Raw genomic sequence first — 17,827 nt, 5'->3', positions numbered from 1 at the left:
CCCAAAGCCCAAAGCCCAAAGCCCAAAGCCCAAAGCCCAAAGCCCAAAGCCCAAAGCCCAAAGCCCAAAGCCCAAAGCCATCAAAATTATCCCCCTTGTGTTGCAGAAATAATTAGAATGTCGTCAGTTTCTTGTACGGGCTGGCTATTCCAGTGAGATTTTGGAATAACGGTATTATTAATCGCAATGGCAATTCCGTTTTGCTTAAGCGGAATTTCAAGGTCAAGTAAAGCTTGAACGTTTATAACGTCTTGCTCGAATTGTTTAATTTGATTGTTGATTTTTAATTCCATTCCTGTTTAGTTTTAGATATTTGACAAAACACTAGAGTGCTTCTATACCTTAGGAATGGCTACGATTGCCCCGAAAAATGGGACTATGGAAGTCATCTTACTTTTCCCTACGCTAGTATGAACTAGATCAGGTTCAGAGGGTAAAATCTCAGCCTACATGTTGTAGACACCCCTAAAGTGAAATACAAATGTAGTGGTTTATTTGGTTCTAAATTGAAATTTTCAAGTTAAATATTGATTGTCTTTCGATTTTTTCTACTTTTTTTATCTGTTTTATATTTATAATTGCTTGTTTTATAACGTAATGGGTTACTATCAAAGAGCGTGTTGCGCTTTTATAGTAACCCATTAGGTTTGTAATTTTAAAACGATAAACTAATTGTAATAAACCTGAGTTTTTAATGTTACTGTTTTGTTTCCGTCTAGATAGGTACTAGTTTTTTGTGTTAAATACCCCATGCTATCGTACGATAAAGAATAGTCTGTCGTTGATAAAATAGTTGTGCTAGTGGTAGTAGGAGTAATTATTTTTTGAGAAATTATTCTCTTAATACTATTATTTCTAGAAGCTGTCGGACTTGTGAAATCAATTTTAGTTATACCTAGAATATTTGTTTCTGGACTTTTTTGTGTATCATATTCATTTTCGTAAATATACTCAGTAGTTGTTGGCACATTTTTTACACCGTCAAAGTAGCTGCCTATATTTGTGTCAATTTGTTTTGTTAAATTGTCGTTTGAAAAAGTGTAAACTGTGCTTTTTTCAGTTTTTGTTTCTGTTCCATTGGTAACGTCTACAGTGTAACTTTCTTCTAGAATTGAACCATCAGTTTTTGGCGTATATTCATATTTTGTTTTAGAAGCAACCGTAGAATTTGCATCATAAACTATTTTTATATTGCTTTTAAGGATTCCGTTGTTATAGCTATAGTCATTACTGATTTCGACCTTCGTCCCGCGGTAGACAGTAACATTAGTAATTAAATCCTCCGTGTAGGTGTAGACAGACTTGGAGCCAGCACTACTAACTGCTTCGTTTATTTTATTATTATTGTAGGATACATTGAATTCCGTAGTTGTTGATCCATTACTATCAATATACTTTTTGGGAAGAAAGGTAGAATCTTGACTTTGTGTAGCCTCTTCAGAAGAAGTACAAGAAATAATAGTCAATAAAAAAAGGCTAAGAAGTACAGTAATTTTTTTCATGTTAACTTATTTACAATTAATCAGACGAAAATACTGTATTTTCTGTCAGAAAAATAAATCAATACGTTAAATTATGTTTAAATCATTTCTTGTCCAGCATTCCTGAGTATGATCATTAACTATTCCAGTAGCTTGCAGGAATGCATAAATGACTGTAGAACCTACAAATTTGAACCCCCTTGTTTTTAAATCTTTACTAATTGTATCAGAAAGTGGAGTAGTAGCTGGAACGTCTCTATTTGTGACGGGTAGGATGTCTATTGGTTTACCATAAACAAAATTCCAAATATAAGTAGAGAAGCTACCATATTGTTCTTGGATGTTCATAAATGCTTGCGCGTTGGTTATTGCTGAATTAACTTTTAGTTTATTGCGTATGATGCCAGAATCTTCAAGTAAACTCAAGATTTTGGCATCACTGTAAGCCGCAATTTTTTTGTAATCAAAATGGTCAAAAGCTGTTCGAAAATTTTCTCGTTTATTGAGAATTGTAATCCAACTCAATCCAGCTTGAAACGTTTCGAGTAATAAAAATTCAAATAGGGTAGCGTCATCGTAGACAGGTTTGCCCCATTCTTTATCGTGGTATTCTTTGTATAAATTTGAAGATAAACACCAAGTACATCTTATTTTTTCTTCCATCATAGCGAATTTAGTAAATCAAATATACTAAAAACAATAGATGATCATTGTAAGATATATTAAGTTGTTTTTTGTCACACCGTTTATAAGCCTGCCATGGTGTGACTTCATACCGTTTCTTATGAAAAAAGTAGTTTAAAATAAACCATAGTAGTCAAATTAATTACTATGAGATTTTGATATTAGTAAATTTAATAAATGTTATCTTTTTAAGTAAGATTCACTTAGGTAAATTTTTTCTCTAGACTACTTTGTGCTTTGCATATAAGTCGCGTTGCAGCTTTTTCATAACAACAGACTAAGTTAATTAGCGTACTACTTTTTAACGCTAATTGCTACAGTATTAGTAGCTGCTTTGTTAGCTTGAACGTTTTGCGTAGTGCTAACTTTCTTAGTTTTTTTTGCCTCATTTTTAGTGTTGCTGGCTATTGTAAGTGCAACTAACACTATTCCGAATAATAATAAGAATCTTTTCATAATGTTATGTATTTGAATTATCTATTGGTAAAATTACTCAATGTTATTTCATTTGAAAATTTACTTGTTGAAGTGTTTTAAATTTCAGTTTAAGTGCATAATTTGTGTTTTTTGATTGCGATATTGAGTTGTTTTGTTTGTTTTATTTCTTTTTTAAATGAGTATAAATTTTAAAGTTAAGTACAAAAAAAAGTCCCATTCGCTTAGCGAATGGGACTTAATATTTTGATAATGAGGTCGACAAAAATAGACTATCCTAAAGAAACTCTTTTGAAACCAGTGATTTCAACATTGAATGACTTAACGTGATCGCTTACTTTCTTACTGTCATCTTTGATGAAGTTTTGATCTAACAAAGCTTTTTCTTGATCTAAAGTTGTATTGTCAGAAATGAAACGTAGTACTTTACCTGGAACAATTTTATCCCAAATTTGCTCTGGTTTACCTTCTGCTTTTAATTCAGCTTTAGCATCTTCTTCTGCTTGTTTTAATACTTCTTCTGTCAATTGAGAGAAAGAGATATATTTAGGAACATTTTTTAATGTTTTTCCTAAACGTTTTGCTTCTTCATTTTCTTTTTCGATGATAGCAATACGAGCTTCAAGTTCTGATGCAACAAATGCTGGATCAAAATCTTTGTAAGATAATGTGTCAGCTCCCATAGAAGCAACTTGCATAGAAACGTCTTTAGTCAAAATATCAGCGTTATCAACTGGTGCGGAGATTGCTGTTAAAGCAGCAATTTTGTTAACGTGAACATAAGATCCAACATATTCACCTTCTAATATTTCAAAACCACCGATTTCGATTTTTTCACCGATAACACCAGTTTGTTCGATTAATTTTTCAGCAACAGTCATTCCGTTGAATTCTGAAGCTAAAAATTCTTCTTTAGAAGAGAAGTTAATCGCTTTTTCAACTAATTCTTTAGCTAAAGCTACGAAAGTTTCATTCTTACCAACGAAATCTGTTTCGCAGTTTAAAGTAATGATTGCACCTTTAGTTTTGTCTGCATTGATAAAAGAAACAGCAGCTCCTTCACTAGACTCACGGTCAGATCGATTAGCAGCAACTTTTTGTCCTTTTTTTCTAAGGTTTTCAATAGCTTTATCGAAATCTCCTTCAGCTTCAACTAAAGCTTTCTTGCAGTCCATCATTCCAGCACCGGTAGTTTGTCTTAATTTGTTTACGTCTGCAGCAGTTATTGTTGCCATATCTTTGTATGTTTTGAGATTATTTTTTTATGTAAAAAAAGAAATTCCAATCCTAAAATCCCAAACTCCAATTTTATTAAATCATCAATTTATAGTTGACTTTTTATATGGAATTTGGAAATTTAGTTTTGGAATTAACTATTTGATTTATTCTTCAGTTGCAGGTGCAGCAGGTGCAGCCGGAGCAGCTTCTTCTGCTACTGGAGCAGCTTCAGTTGCAACAGCTTTTGCAGCAGGAGCAGCAGCTGGTTTCTCAGCAGCTTCACCTTCTTTTTCAGAACCTCTTTCAGAAAGTCCTTCGATAACTGCAGCAGTTACTAAAGATAAAATTTTATCAATTGATTTAGAAGCATCATCATTTGCAGGAATAACATAATCTACCTCACGTGGGTCAGAGTTTGTATCAACCATTGCAAAAACTGGAATGTTTAATTTTTGAGCTTCTTTTATTGCGATGTGCTCAGCTTTGATATCTACTACAAATAAAGCAGCAGGTAATCTAGACATATCTGCGATTGAACCTAAATTTTTCTCTAATTTAGCACGAAGACGATCTACTTGTAAACGCTCTTTCTTAGAAAGTGTCATGAAAGTACCATCTTTTTTCATTTTATCAATAGTAGCCATTTTTTTAACAGCTTTACGGATAGTTACGAAATTAGTTAGCATTCCACCAGGCCATCTTTCAGTGATGTAAGGCATGTTTGCAGCAGCAGCTTTTTCAGCTACGATGTCTTTAGCTTGTTTTTTGGTAGCAACAAATAATATTTTTCTACCTGATGCAGCAATTTTCTTCATAGCTTCACTAGCTTCTTCGATTTTTGCTGCAGTTTTATATAGATTGATAATGTGAATACCATTACGTTCCATATAAATGTAAGGAGCCATATTTGGATCCCATTTTCTAGTCATGTGTCCAAAATGAACACCTGCTTCTAGTAAGTCTTTTACTTCTACTTTGTTTGACATTTTTTTGTTTAGTTTACGTTCTGTTGATTAGCAATGTTCCTCGAGCTTTTGGCTTTTGGCTTCATTTAGATGCTAAACTAATTTCCCGCCTCAACGGGACAACAACAACATTGTTTTTAAATTCAATAAATAAACGAAGTCTTGAACATATTGAACAAGACAGGTAATATTAACGTTTAGAGAACTGGAATTTCTTACGAGCTTTCTTCTGACCGAATTTCTTACGTTCAACCATTCTTGGATCTCTTGTCAATAACCCTTCTGGTTTCAACACAAGTCTGTTTTCAGCATTGATTTCACACATAACACGTGCTAATGCCATTCTTACAGCTTCTGCTTGTCCAGTTGAACCACCTCCGTAAACATTTACTTTTACATCATAGTTAGTTGCATTTTCTGTCATAGACATTGGTTGCATAACTTTGTACTGTAAAGTAGCTGTTGGGAAGTAAGTTGCGAATTCTTTTTTGTTTACAGTGATTACTCCTGTTCCTTCTGAAACATAAACACGTGCAACAGCGGTTTTTCTTCTACCGATTTTGTGAATAACTCCCATTACTTAAGATCGTTTAGGTTAACAGTTCTTGGTTTTTGAGCTCCTTGTTTGTGCTCAGTTCCAACAACTACATTTAGATTTCTAAAAAGTTCAGCTCCTAATTTGTTCTTAGGTAACATTCCTTTTATTGCTTTTTCTACCAAGGTTGCAGGGTTTTTTGCTTGCAATACTTTAGCAGTTAAAGTTCTTTGTCCTCCTGGGTAACCTGTATGACGCATGTAAATTTTGTCATCCATTTTTTTACCTGTAAGGTTGATTTTTTCTGAGTTGATAACGATTACGTTATCTCCACAGTCAACGTGTGGTGAGTAACTTGGCTTGTACTTACCTCTCAAAATCATAGCGACTTTTGAAGCAAGACGACCTAAGTTATGACCATCTGCATCTACAACAATCCACTCTTTTACAGAGTTAGCTTTTGTTGTTGAAATTGTCTTGTAGCTTAATGCGTTCACAATAATAAATTTTAATTAAACATTCCATCCCCATAAAAGGGGTTGCAAAAGTACAATTAATTATTTTAAATACAAATAGCTTAAATGATTATTTTATTTGTGGTTTTGTCTGATTATCAATTGTCTATTTTATTTCCTTTACTATAGGTTTGGTTTTTTGTTTTCCAGACGTCATTTGTCTAAATTGTTAAATTTAATTAAGAACTATTTTTGTGTTTTTTATGGTGTTGTTTAATTCATTATCTTGCGCTTTAGAATCTATATTCAACACTTTTAGTTAGTTTATTTTAACTCGATTATTAGTAATTAGGTGAATATTTGAGGAGGTAAATCGTGCTCCTATATAAGAAAGGAGTAGCAATATGATTGAATTGGAAATCTGTTCTGCATAGTACTGAAATTGCATTAGAGATTGTAATTGTCAATAAAGGATATAATGTTCCAGTATTCATTATTCGATACTTCTCGGTTTTAAGAATTTAAATAAATAGTAATTATGAAAGTAAAAGCAACTCTTAAGCAAATTGCAAAAGAACTAAATGTATCTGTTTCGACTGTTTCTAAGGCCCTTAACAATAGTCCTGAAATAAGTGAATTGACTAAGGTTAAGATTAAAGAGTATGCAAAACTTAAAAATTATAAACCAAATGTTATTGGATTGAACCTAAAAAACAGGAAAACCAAAACAATTGGTGTTATTATACCTAATATACTTAACTCTTTTTATGCCAAGGTTTTTAGCGGTATTGAGAAGGTTGCAGATAAAAAGGGATATAATGTGATTACATGTATATCAAACGAATCTATCGTTAAAGAAGTAAATACTTTGGAAATGCTTAGTAACGGAACAATCGATGGCTTTATATTGTCGGTTTCTGAGGAAGCACAAAAGCTACAAGACTATTCGCATTTTGCTGATATTATAAATGAAGGAACTCCAATTGTGATGTTTGATCGTATTGCTGACGAAATTGATTGCGACAAAGTAATCGTAGATGACTTTGACTCTGGTCTAAATGTGACGCAACGATTAATAAAATTAGGTTGTAGAAATATTGCTTTAATTTCGTCTATAGAAAACCTAAGTGTTGGGAAGTTAAGAACGGAGGGATATTTAAAGGCGTTGGCCGATAACGGAATTCCGGTGAATGAGAACATTATCTTGAGAACAGATTGTGAAGAAGATATGAAATCTAAAATTGAAGCTATTTTTGCAAACAATACTATTGATGCTGTTTTCGCCTTGGATGAAAATGATTCGGTTGCTGCATTGCGAGTGGCTTTAAAACAAGGATATAATATTCCTGATGATTTGTCTATTGTTGGTTTTGCCGATGGTATTTTGGCATCTAGAAGATTATCGCCTAGCTTGACTACGGTAAGTCAGCACGGAGTTGAGATTGGTGAAGTAGCTGCTAAACTGCTTATCGATCGTTTGGAAGATGAGTCTGAAATTGAACCACCATATGAAACTGTAATCATTAAAACGAAATTAAAAGAAAGAGAGTCCTCTCGCACAAAAAAGAAAACCATTCGAAATAAATAAGAATGGTTTTTTTTAAATAAGCTGGATTAGATAATTTACTTTTTCGTAAAATCAACATTGTAAACGTATCCTACAGTTATAGTATGATTGTTTTCTCTGCTTATTCCGTCACCTTTTTCTATAAATTGATTTAAGTATCCTACTTGGATATTAGATTCTTTGCTAAAACGCCATCCGAAAGCGGCAGATAATCTATTTTGATCAAAAACATTTGCTGCTACACGCTCGCCTACGTTAACAAAAATTTCATCTGCAATTGCTAGAAACAAAGTGTTGTCTTCCATCTTGGCACTGGTAAGCGGAATTTGTGTTCTAAAACGGTAACGAACACGGTGTCTCAATTTCCAATATCCTTCTTGCGGATCATCATATCTTAAATATTCAGGAGACAAAGTAGTTCCAAAGTTTTTGAAAGATTGTGTCCATCTTTGCTCTAGTCTAAAACGGCTATCAAAAATAAAGCGACCACTATTTTTGTGATTAAGTTGTAATTGTTCCCAAATACGCTGCTCATTAAATTTGTAATTATTGTATTTTGAAGGGACATGTTCTGCAAAATCTCCATAAGCTGCAGTTTCTACATGTGCCCAACCCGCAGTAACCATAACATCTTTATTGATATGATAATCAACCCCAAATCGAAACATAGTCTGCATAGGGTTTTGAAGGACTTCATTTCGACGTAATAAAAACTCAGTATGAAGTCCAAATTTTTCAGTCAGTTTATGGTTTCCGTTATAGCTTAGCCAAACATTTGTTTGATCTACTTTTGTGCTATTTTGTGCCCAAGAAAAGGTAGTGGCAGCTAGCAATAGACTAAGATTAAGCGCGTTTTTGAAAGTTCTCAATTTGGTAATAGGTTTAAAGATTAATTTCTGCAAAAATAGGATTTAGATTCATCTTAATTGGTCAGTAATTATACTTAATTGTTATAAATTTTTAAATAAACCTATCTCAATAAGTGTAATTTAAACACAAACTCTAGATTTTCTCAAAAACTAGCCGTAAAAAAAGCCTCTTTGTTTGATAAAAAGGCTGTTGTTTTTTAAAATTAGATAAATAAAAATAAATTATTTTATTCTCAGTAGACTCCAGATAAATATGACGAATACTATTATTATTAATCGAATTGTTATGAGTTGTCTTGCTTTGAGAAAATATCCACTTTTGTTATAATTCCATACAAACAATAGCTCATATAAAAATGTTTTGGGTTTTGTAAAAGGATCTAGAACAGAATAACTTTCGGTAGCTTTTGATGCGTTTTCAACTATCTTTTCTTTAATTTCTATATTAGGAGTAACTAATCCACCACTTACTTTTCGATTATATAGTTCTTCATTAGCAAGTCTAATTGCTTTAGAATTCCAATTCTCGGGCGCATCTATAATTTCTCGTAACTGTTCCAGTGATCTAGATTTTATAGGTGGTGTAAAATCGTCTGTCATATAAAAGTCATTTAATAGAATCGTTTAGCATCAAAAGCATTACAACAAATGTGAATCGATAGATGAAATTAATGCGCTTCTAGCCAATTTTTCCCCATTCCTAGGTCAACTACTAAGGGAACTTCTAGCTTAAAAGCATTTTCCATTTCGTGTTTAATCATCGGTTGTATTTTTTCAAGTTCGTCATTATGTACATCAAACACAAGTTCATCATGAACCTGAAGTAACATTTTTGATTTCCAATTTTCGGCAATTAACTTGTTGTGAATATTAATCATTGCAATTTTGATGATATCAGCAGCAGAACCTTGAATTGGTGCATTTACCGCGTTACGTTCTGCGCCACCACGTACGATAGCATTTTGTGAGTTAATATCTTTTAAATAACGGCGTCGACCTAAAATTGTTTGTACAAATCCATTATCTCTAGCGAAATCAACTTGATCGCTTATGTATGACTTTAACTGAGGATAGGATTTGTAATAAGCATCAATTAATTCAGCACTTTCGGCGCGTGATAGATTAGTTTGGTTAGACAGTCCAAAAGCAGAGACACCGTATATGATTCCAAAGTTTACTGTTTTGGCGTGACTACGCTGTTCTTTTGTAACTTCTTCAAGGGGAACATTGAAAACCTTTGCAGCGGTAGATTTATGTATGTCCTCATTATTTTTAAAAGCTGCTATCATGTTCTCTTCGCCACTCAAAGCAGCGATCACACGCAATTCAATTTGAGAATAATCGGCAGAAACCAAAGTGTAATTTTTATCACGCGGGATAAACGCCTTTCGAATCAAACGTCCTCTCTCAGTTCGTACAGGGATGTTTTGTAAGTTTGGGTTGTTCGAACTTAAACGTCCAGTTGCAGCTACAGTTTGCATATAATCGGTATGTACACGACCTGTTTTGACATCTACTTGATTAGGCAAGGCATCAATATAAGTACTTTGCAATTTCACCATTTGGCGCCATTCCAAAATATCGCGCACAATTTCATGTTCGTTTACCAAATAGCTTAAAACCTCTTCACCAGTAGCATATTGACCAGTTTTGGTCTTCTTTTGTTTGGCACCACCAATTTTTAATTTGTCAAATAAAACATCTCCAAGTTGTTTTGGTGAGGCAAGGTTGAATGTTTCGCCAGCCGTTTCATATATTTTCTTTTCTAATGCATCACTTTCGATAGCCATTTGCGTAGACATCGTCTTCAAGAAAGCAACATCCAGATTAATACCTTCTGTTTCCATAGCGGCAAGAACGGGTACTAACGGAATCTCAATCTCATCAAATAATTTTTGAGTTTCTGCTTTTTGTAATTCTACCGCAAAAAACTCTTTTAATTGAAAAGTGATATCAGCATCTTCTGCTGCATATTCCTTAACCTCTTCGAGAGCAATGTCGCGCATTGACTTTTGATTTTTCCCTTTTTTACCAATTAATGATTCTATCGATTTTGGAGAATATTTCAAATACGTTTCTGCTAAAATATCCATATTGTGACGCATATCTGGATTAATCAAATAATGCGCAATCATGGTGTCAAATAATTTACCAGCAACTTTAATATTGTAATTGGCTAGAATTTTTAAATCATATTTAATGTTTTGGCCAATCTTTTCGATTGCCTCGTTTTCAAAAAACGGAACAAACCTTTCAGCCAAAATTTGTGCTTCTTCCTGGCTCTCAGGAAAAGGTACATAGTATCCCTTTCCTTTTTCATAGGCAAATGAGATACCCACTAGTTCAGCGTGTAGCGCATCTAGTCCTGTTGTTTCTGTATCAAAACAAACCGAAGTCTGTTTTTGTAAATTTTGCAATAATAATTTTATTCCCAAATCACCTTGTACCATTTGGTAAGAGTGTGAAGTAGTCTCAAGCGTACCGTAAAATGACTGCTGATTAGTATCGGTGTTTTCTCCGGTAGCTGTAGTCGAGAACAAGTCAAATTGATCCTCGGTTTTTGTTTGTGGTTTTTTATATAATTTAGAATCGTCTCCAGAAGTGGCCTCCGTTGGAGTTGAAGGATCTTGTTTTCTAAAGATGGTGTCAAACTGCTCCGCCATCCTTCTAAATTCTAATTCGTTGAAAAGCGCATCTGTTTTTGCAACATCGGGAGTAGAGAGTTCGTAATCTTCTTCATTAAAGGTTACAGGGCAATCCAAGATAATAGTTGCAAGTCGTTTTGATAAAAGGCCTAATTCCTTATTATCTTCAATTTTGGTTTTTATCGCACCCTTCAGTTCGTGGGTGTTCGCCAAAAGATTTTCCATCGAGCCATAAGCAGCAAGGAATTTCTTTGCTGTTTTTTCTCCCACGCCTGGCAATCCCGGGATATTATCAGCAGCATCACCCATCATTCCAAGGTAATCAATTACTTGTTCAGGTCTTTCTATCTCAAATTTTGCCAGAACTTCAGGTATTCCCCATATTTCAATACCATTCCCCATTCGGGCAGGCTTGTACATAAAAATATTTTCAGATACCAATTGGGCAAAATCCTTATCGGGAGTTACCATAAATACTTTATAATTCTCCTTTTCTGCTTGCTTGGCAATAGTACCAATCAAATCATCGGCCTCGCATCCTGCCACTTCGATGATTGGAATGTGCATTGCCTTTAATAAATCTTGTATGTACGGAATCGCAATTTTAATTGCTTCGGGAGTTTCATCTCTATTGGCCTTGTAGGCAGGAAAAAGCTCGTTACGCAAATCGCTCCCTCCTTTATCAAATGCAACAGCCAAGTGGTCTGGTTTTTCTCGCTTAATCACATCCATCAATGAATTCATAAATCCTAGAATGGCAGAAGTATCCATACCCTTTGAGTTAATTCTAGGGTTTTTGATAAAAGCGTAGTACCCTCTAAAGATTAAAGCGTAGGCATCGAGTAAAAAAAGACGTTTTTGAGCAGACATAATAAAAATAATTTGACCGTAAAAATAAACAAAGCTTTTTAAAAACAGTCATTTTATCATGTCATTATTCAAATTTTGCTGAATCATTTGGGCGTGCCACCACCCCAAAAAGAAGCCATGCATCGTACGTTGATAGGCTTCTTTTTGGGCTGCTGTCGTGCTATACGTTGCAAGTCCTCAACAAGTTCCGCTACCGCTACACTTATTTGTGGGCTTTTCACTACTATCACTCACGCTGGCTGGCTGCGAGAATAGCATTTTATATTACTATTTAGCAGTTTTTAAATTCAACTCTTTTTGTACCTCAATTAATTCCTTTTTAATAGCTTTGTACTTCTTGTCTTTCTCTTCAATCTCTAAGTCCTTTTCTGGAATCCAATAAGTAGGGAAGAGCATTGATTTATTTTTGTGGTCTTCTAGCATATAACGCCCTGTTAGTTTCCACATTGATTTTAAACTGCTAATATGTTTTTCAGAAAGTTGTGGGTATAATTGAGGATATTCTTTTAAAAGCTGTCCTCTAATCTCTCTATTTTTTTTAAAATACTCAGATTCTGTGATTTTCTTGTTCCTTAACTGACTGCCTAACTCGGGAAGTTCGGGTGCATTCTTTTTTTCAAAGGCGCTTACGTTAGCTGCAGCTTCTTTCCATTTATCATGAGCTTCTTTTAAAACAGGCGAATTCTTCCAGTAGGTGTTTGTCAGCGTTGCGTCAATTTTGGTCAATGGCAAATGAGTTGTTTCTTCACGCTCTATTTTATTCAAATAATTATTAACCAAGAAATAATTGGCATCTAGCTCTAAAGTCACTTTTTGTTTTTTTAAATCATCTACCAAATACGATCCGTAATCTGAATTTGATTTTTTTTGAGCACTAGTGCAAATGCAAATAAGTAGCAGAATAAAAGAGAGAGACTTTTTCATAAATGCAATAGGTTTTTTGGTTAGTTTTATAATTTGAAAATAATGCAATTCGAATGGTTAGGTGCAGTATTTATATAGACTACTTAATTTACTAGTGTAATATAGTTTTTTGAAATGTGATTTGCTTCTTGTCAATTTTGTCTGCAGTAATGACTCTGTAAGTATGGGAATTAACAGTGATTTTAATATTGTTTTCGATATTAGAAATATAAAAATTCTTTCCGATTTTCGTAAAATATGAGAGAGGCGTTTCTTCTAATATATGCAGTATCTTTCTCTCGATATCAAAAACAGATAAATTGGTTTTTAGTTTTTTATTAATTCTGCTATAAACCAATTCAGTGTAACAGATATTCGCGATAATCTCAGATTTGTCGATGCTCATCTTAATAAAGTAATTGCTAATGGGTTGTTACATAAAAAGCGAAGCTACTGTTTATCTAATTCATCGATTATCTTCTCCCAGGTTCGAGGGGCAATAATTGATTTGAATTTTTTCGCTTTACCTTTGCTGTATTTCAAAATATATTCTGATCGCTCTTTAGAATCGGGATGTGTACTTATCCATGTAAGGTATTCTGAGGCTTGACTTTCATTTTGTGCAAGCTTGTATAAAAAGTCTGCAAAAGGTGCAGGATTTACATTTGCTTTAATAAGGTAATCAACCGCTTGAATATCTGCTTCTTTTTCAAAATTTCGATCAAATGCTGAAGATGATAATTTTTTTGTCGTCTCTTTTAAAATTTCAGACCCGCGATTACCGGTAGTCATTGTAATCAAAGCCGACAAGCCAACCTCTTTTACCAGTTTCTTCATAACATGATTGAGTTGTATATGAGCCATTTCATGACCTATTACACCAGTAAGTTCTTCAGGGTTATCAGCACTTTGTATAAGGCCGCTGTATATTATTAAATGTCCATTGGGCACTGCAAAAGCATTGACGTCATCTTTTGTGAAAACATGCACCTTGATAAAATCGCGGTCGATATCATTGGCAACACATAGTGCAGATACAATGCTATCAATTGATTTGACTATAAATGGATTTTTATTTTCAACCTCATTTTTTTGAATGACCTCCCAAAAAAGATCGCCAAGTTTTTCTTCAGTCTTATCCTTTACCTTTTGAACTTTAAAAACGCTGATCCAATCAATTTGCATCAAAGCAAACCAAGTAGCGAAAAACAGTACGATTGTAGCAATTCCCTGTAATATTGATTTTTTCATGATTACGCTTTGCAAATTAAATTGGTTAGACTTCCATAAAACCACCATTCAACATGGATCCCTTTTCTGGTTTGTATCGCGGTGTGAATAGTCGCAATAAATTCAATTAGATTAAAAATTAGGGCTGTAAATAGGTAGGCAATGTAATTACTTGACATCATTTCATCTGTAAATAAAATTGATACTGTCCACCAGAATCCAAAGCTATTTACAAAAAGCATTGACAATTGTGATAATAAAGCTTGTGTACAATGCCAGCGTACAAAATAAGTTCCTTTCCTATTTCCTAAATAAAAAATTAAAGTGGCAATCAAGTTAACAATTGGTAGTGGTAAACCAGCAATAAATGCTATCAATGACATTAAATAGCTGTTTGATGCTTTTTCGGCTTCGTGTTCACCGGGTTCGTAGTGAAATTTTTTTGTAGTTGTCATAGTCCTTTTGCAATGTTCCAAATCCAGTTAAAAATAACAATAAGTAGCAATGGAATTCCATATTTAGGTTGCCTTATGTAATATTCTGTTTTTTTGTAGCAACTCAAAAGAGTTTCTTTTTTTGTGGCAACATCATAAGCAATCCAAACGGGGGAAATTAACAATATAGCAGCGATTAAAAAACCAAATGGGTTTATCATAAAAGCACTATTTAAATTGCCGTTAATCAAGTGTATAACGGATCTAGTAGTTCCACAGGAAGGACAAGGCATATTTGTTGTTTTCTTAATTAAACAACCAACTACCAAATTGCTATCTGTAGTATTGTCATTCATATTAAAAAACAACCAAATATACCCTGCTATACATGCTGTAAAAAGCAGGGCATATAGTTTATTCCTGTTTATAATCATTAACCTATAAGTAGTTGCATTTTTTGCATGTTCTTCTCTCTAGTTACTCCTTGAATTAAAAACCAATCGATTATTGCCCAAATTCCAAAACCACCACAAGTTAAAAGTTTACCAACTCCAAGCCCTGTATCTCCAACCATGAAACGGTCAATTCCAAATGAACCAGCTAAAATTGAAATAATCAACATAGTTGTTGGATCTTTTAATTGAACAGTTGAGACCATAACCCATTTCGAATCATCTAGAGCGATTAGTTGTTCTCTAATTACATTTAGATGATGACTTTCGAAAAATTTAGAATTTGACATGATGAACATGTCCACTTTTTGTAAATCCATTATACTTGTGTTTATTAATTTAAAAATATTGAGGTCTTATAAACTGTTACTTTTTCTAAAAGAAAACATAACGATATTTACGCATAATCGTTTTTAGTATTTCTCTTAAATCAAAAAAATAGTGCTATTCATCTAAACCCTACTATGATGAGCAGGTTTGCTAAGAAAATTTATAATTTAATTTTATGAGTAACATATCTATATTTTTCAAATATATAAAATTATCCTACAAAATATTAATTAAAATTTAAAAGGTTTTATTTAATATTAATTTACATTTTAGTATCATTTAACTCTTGGCTAGGGCATAATTTCAAATTATTTTACTCGGTTCTCGATCTCAATAGCTCTGGCATAAAAGATTTTAAAATCCTGTTTGTTATATTTTGCTTTCATAGCAGATAAGACATCTATAATACCTAAGCTGCACCATTCCCAGAGCATTGTGTCGAAATTATATTTTAACATTTGATCTTCTATCTCTTTTCGAATCGCCTCCACCTCAGTTTCTGTAAATCCATTTTCTTTTAATCTTTCGAGAGTTAATCTTTCATGTGTCGGCGATAATTCGGTATCTAGGTATGGTTCAAGAATCCAATCCCAATTCCAGCTTTGCTTTGCAGTATTGATTTTGTTTCTTTTCCTAAACGATTCTAATTCAGTTCTCGAACTGGATGAAATGAAAACAATATCATTTTTTAAATAAATTTTGCAAGTTCCAAAGTCAGTACTTATGGCTAAAATAGCGGTTGCGTAAATTTCTTTTTGAGGATATACACTTGAGGGCTCAAATGGATATTCCGTGATGAGAATGCTTTTGTCTCTAATCTCAGGTTGACCAATATCACAAAGTAAATTTTCGATTTTCGACGAAGTTGTAAAAACGCTATGCAAAGGTTTCTTGATGGTGTTTAAGAAGAAGTGTTTTAAGGTTTTCATCTTGGCAGTATTGAACGAATTTATTTGAATATCTAATGTTACTTTAGACATAGCATAGAACTATAGTTTTATATTTCAATAGTTTTAACTAATACTATTTGCCAAAGAATAAAATTTAATATAAAACCTTAAGATAAGAAATTGTGAACCATTACACTTTTGATTTGGAATATTTCAAATTTTACAAGCAATTTAGGGTTTGGTTAAAAATAGAATTTTGACTCCATTTATTAACATTTGTACGGCCATCATAACCAAGATCATTCCCATTAAACGTTCGATAGCTTTTAAGCCACGTTCTTTTAAAATTTTAAAAATAAAAGGAGCAGAAAGTAAAATTAAAGCACTAGATGACCATGCTAACAATAAAGCATAAAGCCAATTAATGGTATGTTGAGGCTCATTTTTTGTCATTAATATCAACATTGCTAAAACGGAAGGGCCAGCAATCATTGGTATCGCAATGGGTACAATGAATGGTTCTCCATCTGCCTGAATGCCCATTACTCCCTCTTCACGAGGAAAAATAAGCCGTAGCCCAATGATTAGCAAAACGATACCACCGGAAATAGTAACCGACTCTTGCTGAAGATGTAAAAATGTAAGCAAATTTTGTCCTGCAAAAAGAAAAACGATCAGAATCACAAGTGCGATTGAAAGTTCGCGGATGATTATAAAACGCTGTCGCTTTGGGGCGATTCCTTTTAATACTGACAGCAGCACAGGGATATTCCCAATGGGATCCATTAAAAAAAATAACAATACTGCTGCCGATAGTATAGAGCCTCCTAAATCATTCATAAGTATTCATTATTGTGCCTTTCTAGCTGAATTAGAGAGCAAGAATTGCGCACTGGTGTAAAAGCCAAAGGTATGTAAAATGCTTTTGGCCTCCGATTTTATATTGGCTAGCTTATTGTATAATTCCTATTATTATCTAATCTACTCCAACTTAAAAGTCACCTTAATTTGTTTTAAATCTTTGTTTTTTCGAACACAATGCTTAGCGGTTCAAAATGTTCTTTTTTTCGAACTAGGTATTCCACATTTTTAACGCCCCATTAGACGATCATTTATAGTGTTTAAAAATTATTGTCATCGGACATGTAAAGTACAATACCCACTTTTTGATTTAGTGGATTCGGCATTACAGTTGCTTAGTTCTCGCCTTTACAACTGCTCGAGTTTTTAAAAATATAAATTATTTATGTACGGGAAATCTACATCTAGAAGTTATTTACTGCGCTCGTTTATTTAATTTGTATTTTTTTAATTCTCATTCTGAATAAAAAAAATTGAGCAATAGTGAATGAAAGGTAGATTATTGAAATAATTACTAGGTTTAACAATAATGCTTGTTTGGATAAAAACAAAACAATAAAAATAGCATAAAAAAATGGTATTCCTGAAAATGATAAAAATGATAGATAAAAATTATTTCGAATCTTCTTTATTAGATTTAGAAAGAGTGCAAAAGAGGAAATAAGCATTGCAATTAAGTATATAAACGAATAGGCTAAATTTAATAAGATATCTAGAAACTGCATAATAGTTTCAAAAAAATCAACATTAGGCTGATTTGATTCAGCAATTGCAATCCGGTACATGATAAATAATATAAAACTTATCAGGAAATTAGTTAGCCAAAATTTAATTATTAGTTTTTTCATTTGGTAATTTTAATAATTTTGACTTTTTATTTGGAAATTAAATTCATTTTTTTTTTCGATGATATCTTTTTTAAAAGTTATTTTAAAAATTAAGTAGCATTTTGAGTAAGTAAACTGTAGATTTTATGTTTACAATTGGTAAAATAAACTTTAAT

Annotated in this window: 20 protein-coding genes and 1 riboswitch; of the genes, 1 reads left to right on the top strand and 19 read right to left on the bottom strand. The window is 33.1% G+C overall.

Annotated features, from left to right (window positions below; genetic code table 11):
- Window positions 1-86: 86 nt before the first annotated feature.
- From thiS to rplM, 8 genes are all read right to left on the bottom strand, one after another.
- On the bottom strand, window positions 87-293 hold the full coding sequence (gene thiS, locus LXH21_RS03715) for a sulfur carrier protein ThiS (RefSeq protein WP_239862865.1): 207 nt from the start codon (window positions 291-293) through the stop codon (window positions 87-89).
- An 87-nt stretch (window positions 294-380) separates the two neighbouring features.
- Window positions 381-477, bottom strand: a riboswitch (TPP riboswitch).
- A 191-nt stretch (window positions 478-668) separates the two neighbouring features.
- A complete protein-coding gene (locus LXH21_RS03710; RefSeq protein WP_239862864.1) occupies window positions 669-1,502 on the bottom strand; it encodes a hypothetical protein in 834 nt (277 codons plus the stop codon).
- A 66-nt stretch (window positions 1,503-1,568) separates the two neighbouring features.
- Window positions 1,569-2,144 (bottom strand): DNA-3-methyladenine glycosylase I, encoded by a 576-nt coding sequence (locus LXH21_RS03705; RefSeq protein ID WP_239862863.1) that lies wholly within the window; start codon window positions 2,142-2,144, stop codon window positions 1,569-1,571.
- Between the two features lie 315 nt (window positions 2,145-2,459).
- Window positions 2,460-2,621: a hypothetical protein gene (locus LXH21_RS03700; protein ID WP_239862862.1), complete on the bottom strand. Its 162-nt coding sequence runs from the start codon at window positions 2,619-2,621 to the stop codon at window positions 2,460-2,462.
- A 251-nt stretch (window positions 2,622-2,872) separates the two neighbouring features.
- A complete protein-coding gene (gene tsf / locus LXH21_RS03695; RefSeq protein ID WP_239862861.1) occupies window positions 2,873-3,835 on the bottom strand; it encodes a translation elongation factor Ts in 963 nt (320 codons plus the stop codon).
- 147 nt (window positions 3,836-3,982) lie between these two features.
- Entirely contained in the window at window positions 3,983-4,804 is an 822-nt protein-coding gene (rpsB, locus tag LXH21_RS03690) for a 30S ribosomal protein S2 (protein WP_239862860.1), read from the bottom strand.
- 169 nt (window positions 4,805-4,973) lie between these two features.
- Window positions 4,974-5,360: a 30S ribosomal protein S9 gene (rpsI, locus tag LXH21_RS03685; RefSeq protein WP_239862859.1), complete on the bottom strand. Its 387-nt coding sequence runs from the start codon at window positions 5,358-5,360 to the stop codon at window positions 4,974-4,976.
- Window positions 5,360-5,815, bottom strand: a complete 456-nt coding sequence (rplM, locus tag LXH21_RS03680) for a 50S ribosomal protein L13 (RefSeq protein WP_239862858.1) — start codon at window positions 5,813-5,815, stop codon at window positions 5,360-5,362. Before rplM ends, rpsI begins: the two co-directional genes overlap by 1 nt.
- 496 nt (window positions 5,816-6,311) lie before the next feature.
- Between rplM and LXH21_RS03675 the strand changes: the two genes are divergently transcribed.
- Window positions 6,312-7,361, top strand: coding sequence for a LacI family DNA-binding transcriptional regulator (locus LXH21_RS03675; protein ID WP_239862857.1), 1,050 nt, complete (start codon window positions 6,312-6,314; stop codon window positions 7,359-7,361).
- A gap of 35 nt (window positions 7,362-7,396) precedes the next feature.
- Here the strand turns inward: LXH21_RS03675 and LXH21_RS03670 are convergent, their stop codons facing one another.
- The 11 genes from LXH21_RS03670 to LXH21_RS03615 all read right to left on the bottom strand — a co-directional run bounded on the left by LXH21_RS03670 (window position 7,397) and on the right by LXH21_RS03615 (window position 16,803).
- A complete protein-coding gene (locus LXH21_RS03670; protein WP_239862856.1) occupies window positions 7,397-8,242 on the bottom strand; it encodes a DUF2490 domain-containing protein in 846 nt (281 codons plus the stop codon).
- A gap of 189 nt (window positions 8,243-8,431) precedes the next feature.
- Window positions 8,432-8,809 carry a hypothetical protein gene (locus tag LXH21_RS03665; protein WP_239862855.1) on the bottom strand — a complete coding sequence of 126 codons (378 nt, stop codon included), beginning with the start codon at window positions 8,807-8,809 and terminating at the stop codon, window positions 8,432-8,434.
- Window positions 8,810-8,877: 68 nt separating this feature from the next.
- Entirely contained in the window at window positions 8,878-11,724 is a 2,847-nt protein-coding gene (gene polA, locus LXH21_RS03660; protein ID WP_239862854.1) for a DNA polymerase I, read from the bottom strand.
- A 267-nt stretch (window positions 11,725-11,991) separates the two neighbouring features.
- Window positions 11,992-12,648: a hypothetical protein gene (locus LXH21_RS03655; RefSeq protein WP_239862853.1), complete on the bottom strand. Its 657-nt coding sequence runs from the start codon at window positions 12,646-12,648 to the stop codon at window positions 11,992-11,994.
- A gap of 91 nt (window positions 12,649-12,739) precedes the next feature.
- On the bottom strand, window positions 12,740-13,033 hold the full coding sequence (locus LXH21_RS03650; protein WP_239862852.1) for a DUF3781 domain-containing protein: 294 nt from the start codon (window positions 13,031-13,033) through the stop codon (window positions 12,740-12,742).
- A 44-nt stretch (window positions 13,034-13,077) separates the two neighbouring features.
- Window positions 13,078-13,878 carry a M48 family metallopeptidase gene (locus LXH21_RS03645; protein WP_239862851.1) on the bottom strand — a complete coding sequence of 267 codons (801 nt, stop codon included), beginning with the start codon at window positions 13,876-13,878 and terminating at the stop codon, window positions 13,078-13,080.
- Window positions 13,879-13,880: 2 nt separating this feature from the next.
- Window positions 13,881-14,312, bottom strand: a complete 432-nt coding sequence (locus tag LXH21_RS03640) for a DUF4870 domain-containing protein (protein WP_239862850.1) — start codon at window positions 14,310-14,312, stop codon at window positions 13,881-13,883.
- Window positions 14,309-14,647 carry a DUF2752 domain-containing protein gene (locus LXH21_RS17240; protein ID WP_262916166.1) on the bottom strand — a complete coding sequence of 113 codons (339 nt, stop codon included), beginning with the start codon at window positions 14,645-14,647 and terminating at the stop codon, window positions 14,309-14,311. Before LXH21_RS17240 ends, LXH21_RS03640 begins: the two co-directional genes overlap by 4 nt.
- Window positions 14,648-14,724: 77 nt before the next feature.
- Entirely contained in the window at window positions 14,725-15,063 is a 339-nt protein-coding gene (locus LXH21_RS03625; protein ID WP_239862849.1) for a TM2 domain-containing protein, read from the bottom strand.
- Between the two features lie 318 nt (window positions 15,064-15,381).
- Entirely contained in the window at window positions 15,382-16,002 is a 621-nt protein-coding gene (locus LXH21_RS03620) for a hypothetical protein (protein ID WP_239862848.1), read from the bottom strand.
- A gap of 192 nt (window positions 16,003-16,194) precedes the next feature.
- On the bottom strand, window positions 16,195-16,803 hold the full coding sequence (locus LXH21_RS03615) for a YhgN family NAAT transporter (protein WP_239862847.1): 609 nt from the start codon (window positions 16,801-16,803) through the stop codon (window positions 16,195-16,197).
- Window positions 16,804-17,827: the final 1,024 nt, after the last annotated feature.

Origin of the sequence: Flavobacterium algicola (assembly GCF_022399565.1) — a bacterium.
Lineage (GTDB): Bacteria > Bacteroidota > Bacteroidia > Flavobacteriales > Flavobacteriaceae > Flavobacterium > Flavobacterium algicola.
This window is presented reverse-complemented; position numbering and strand designations above follow the sequence as displayed.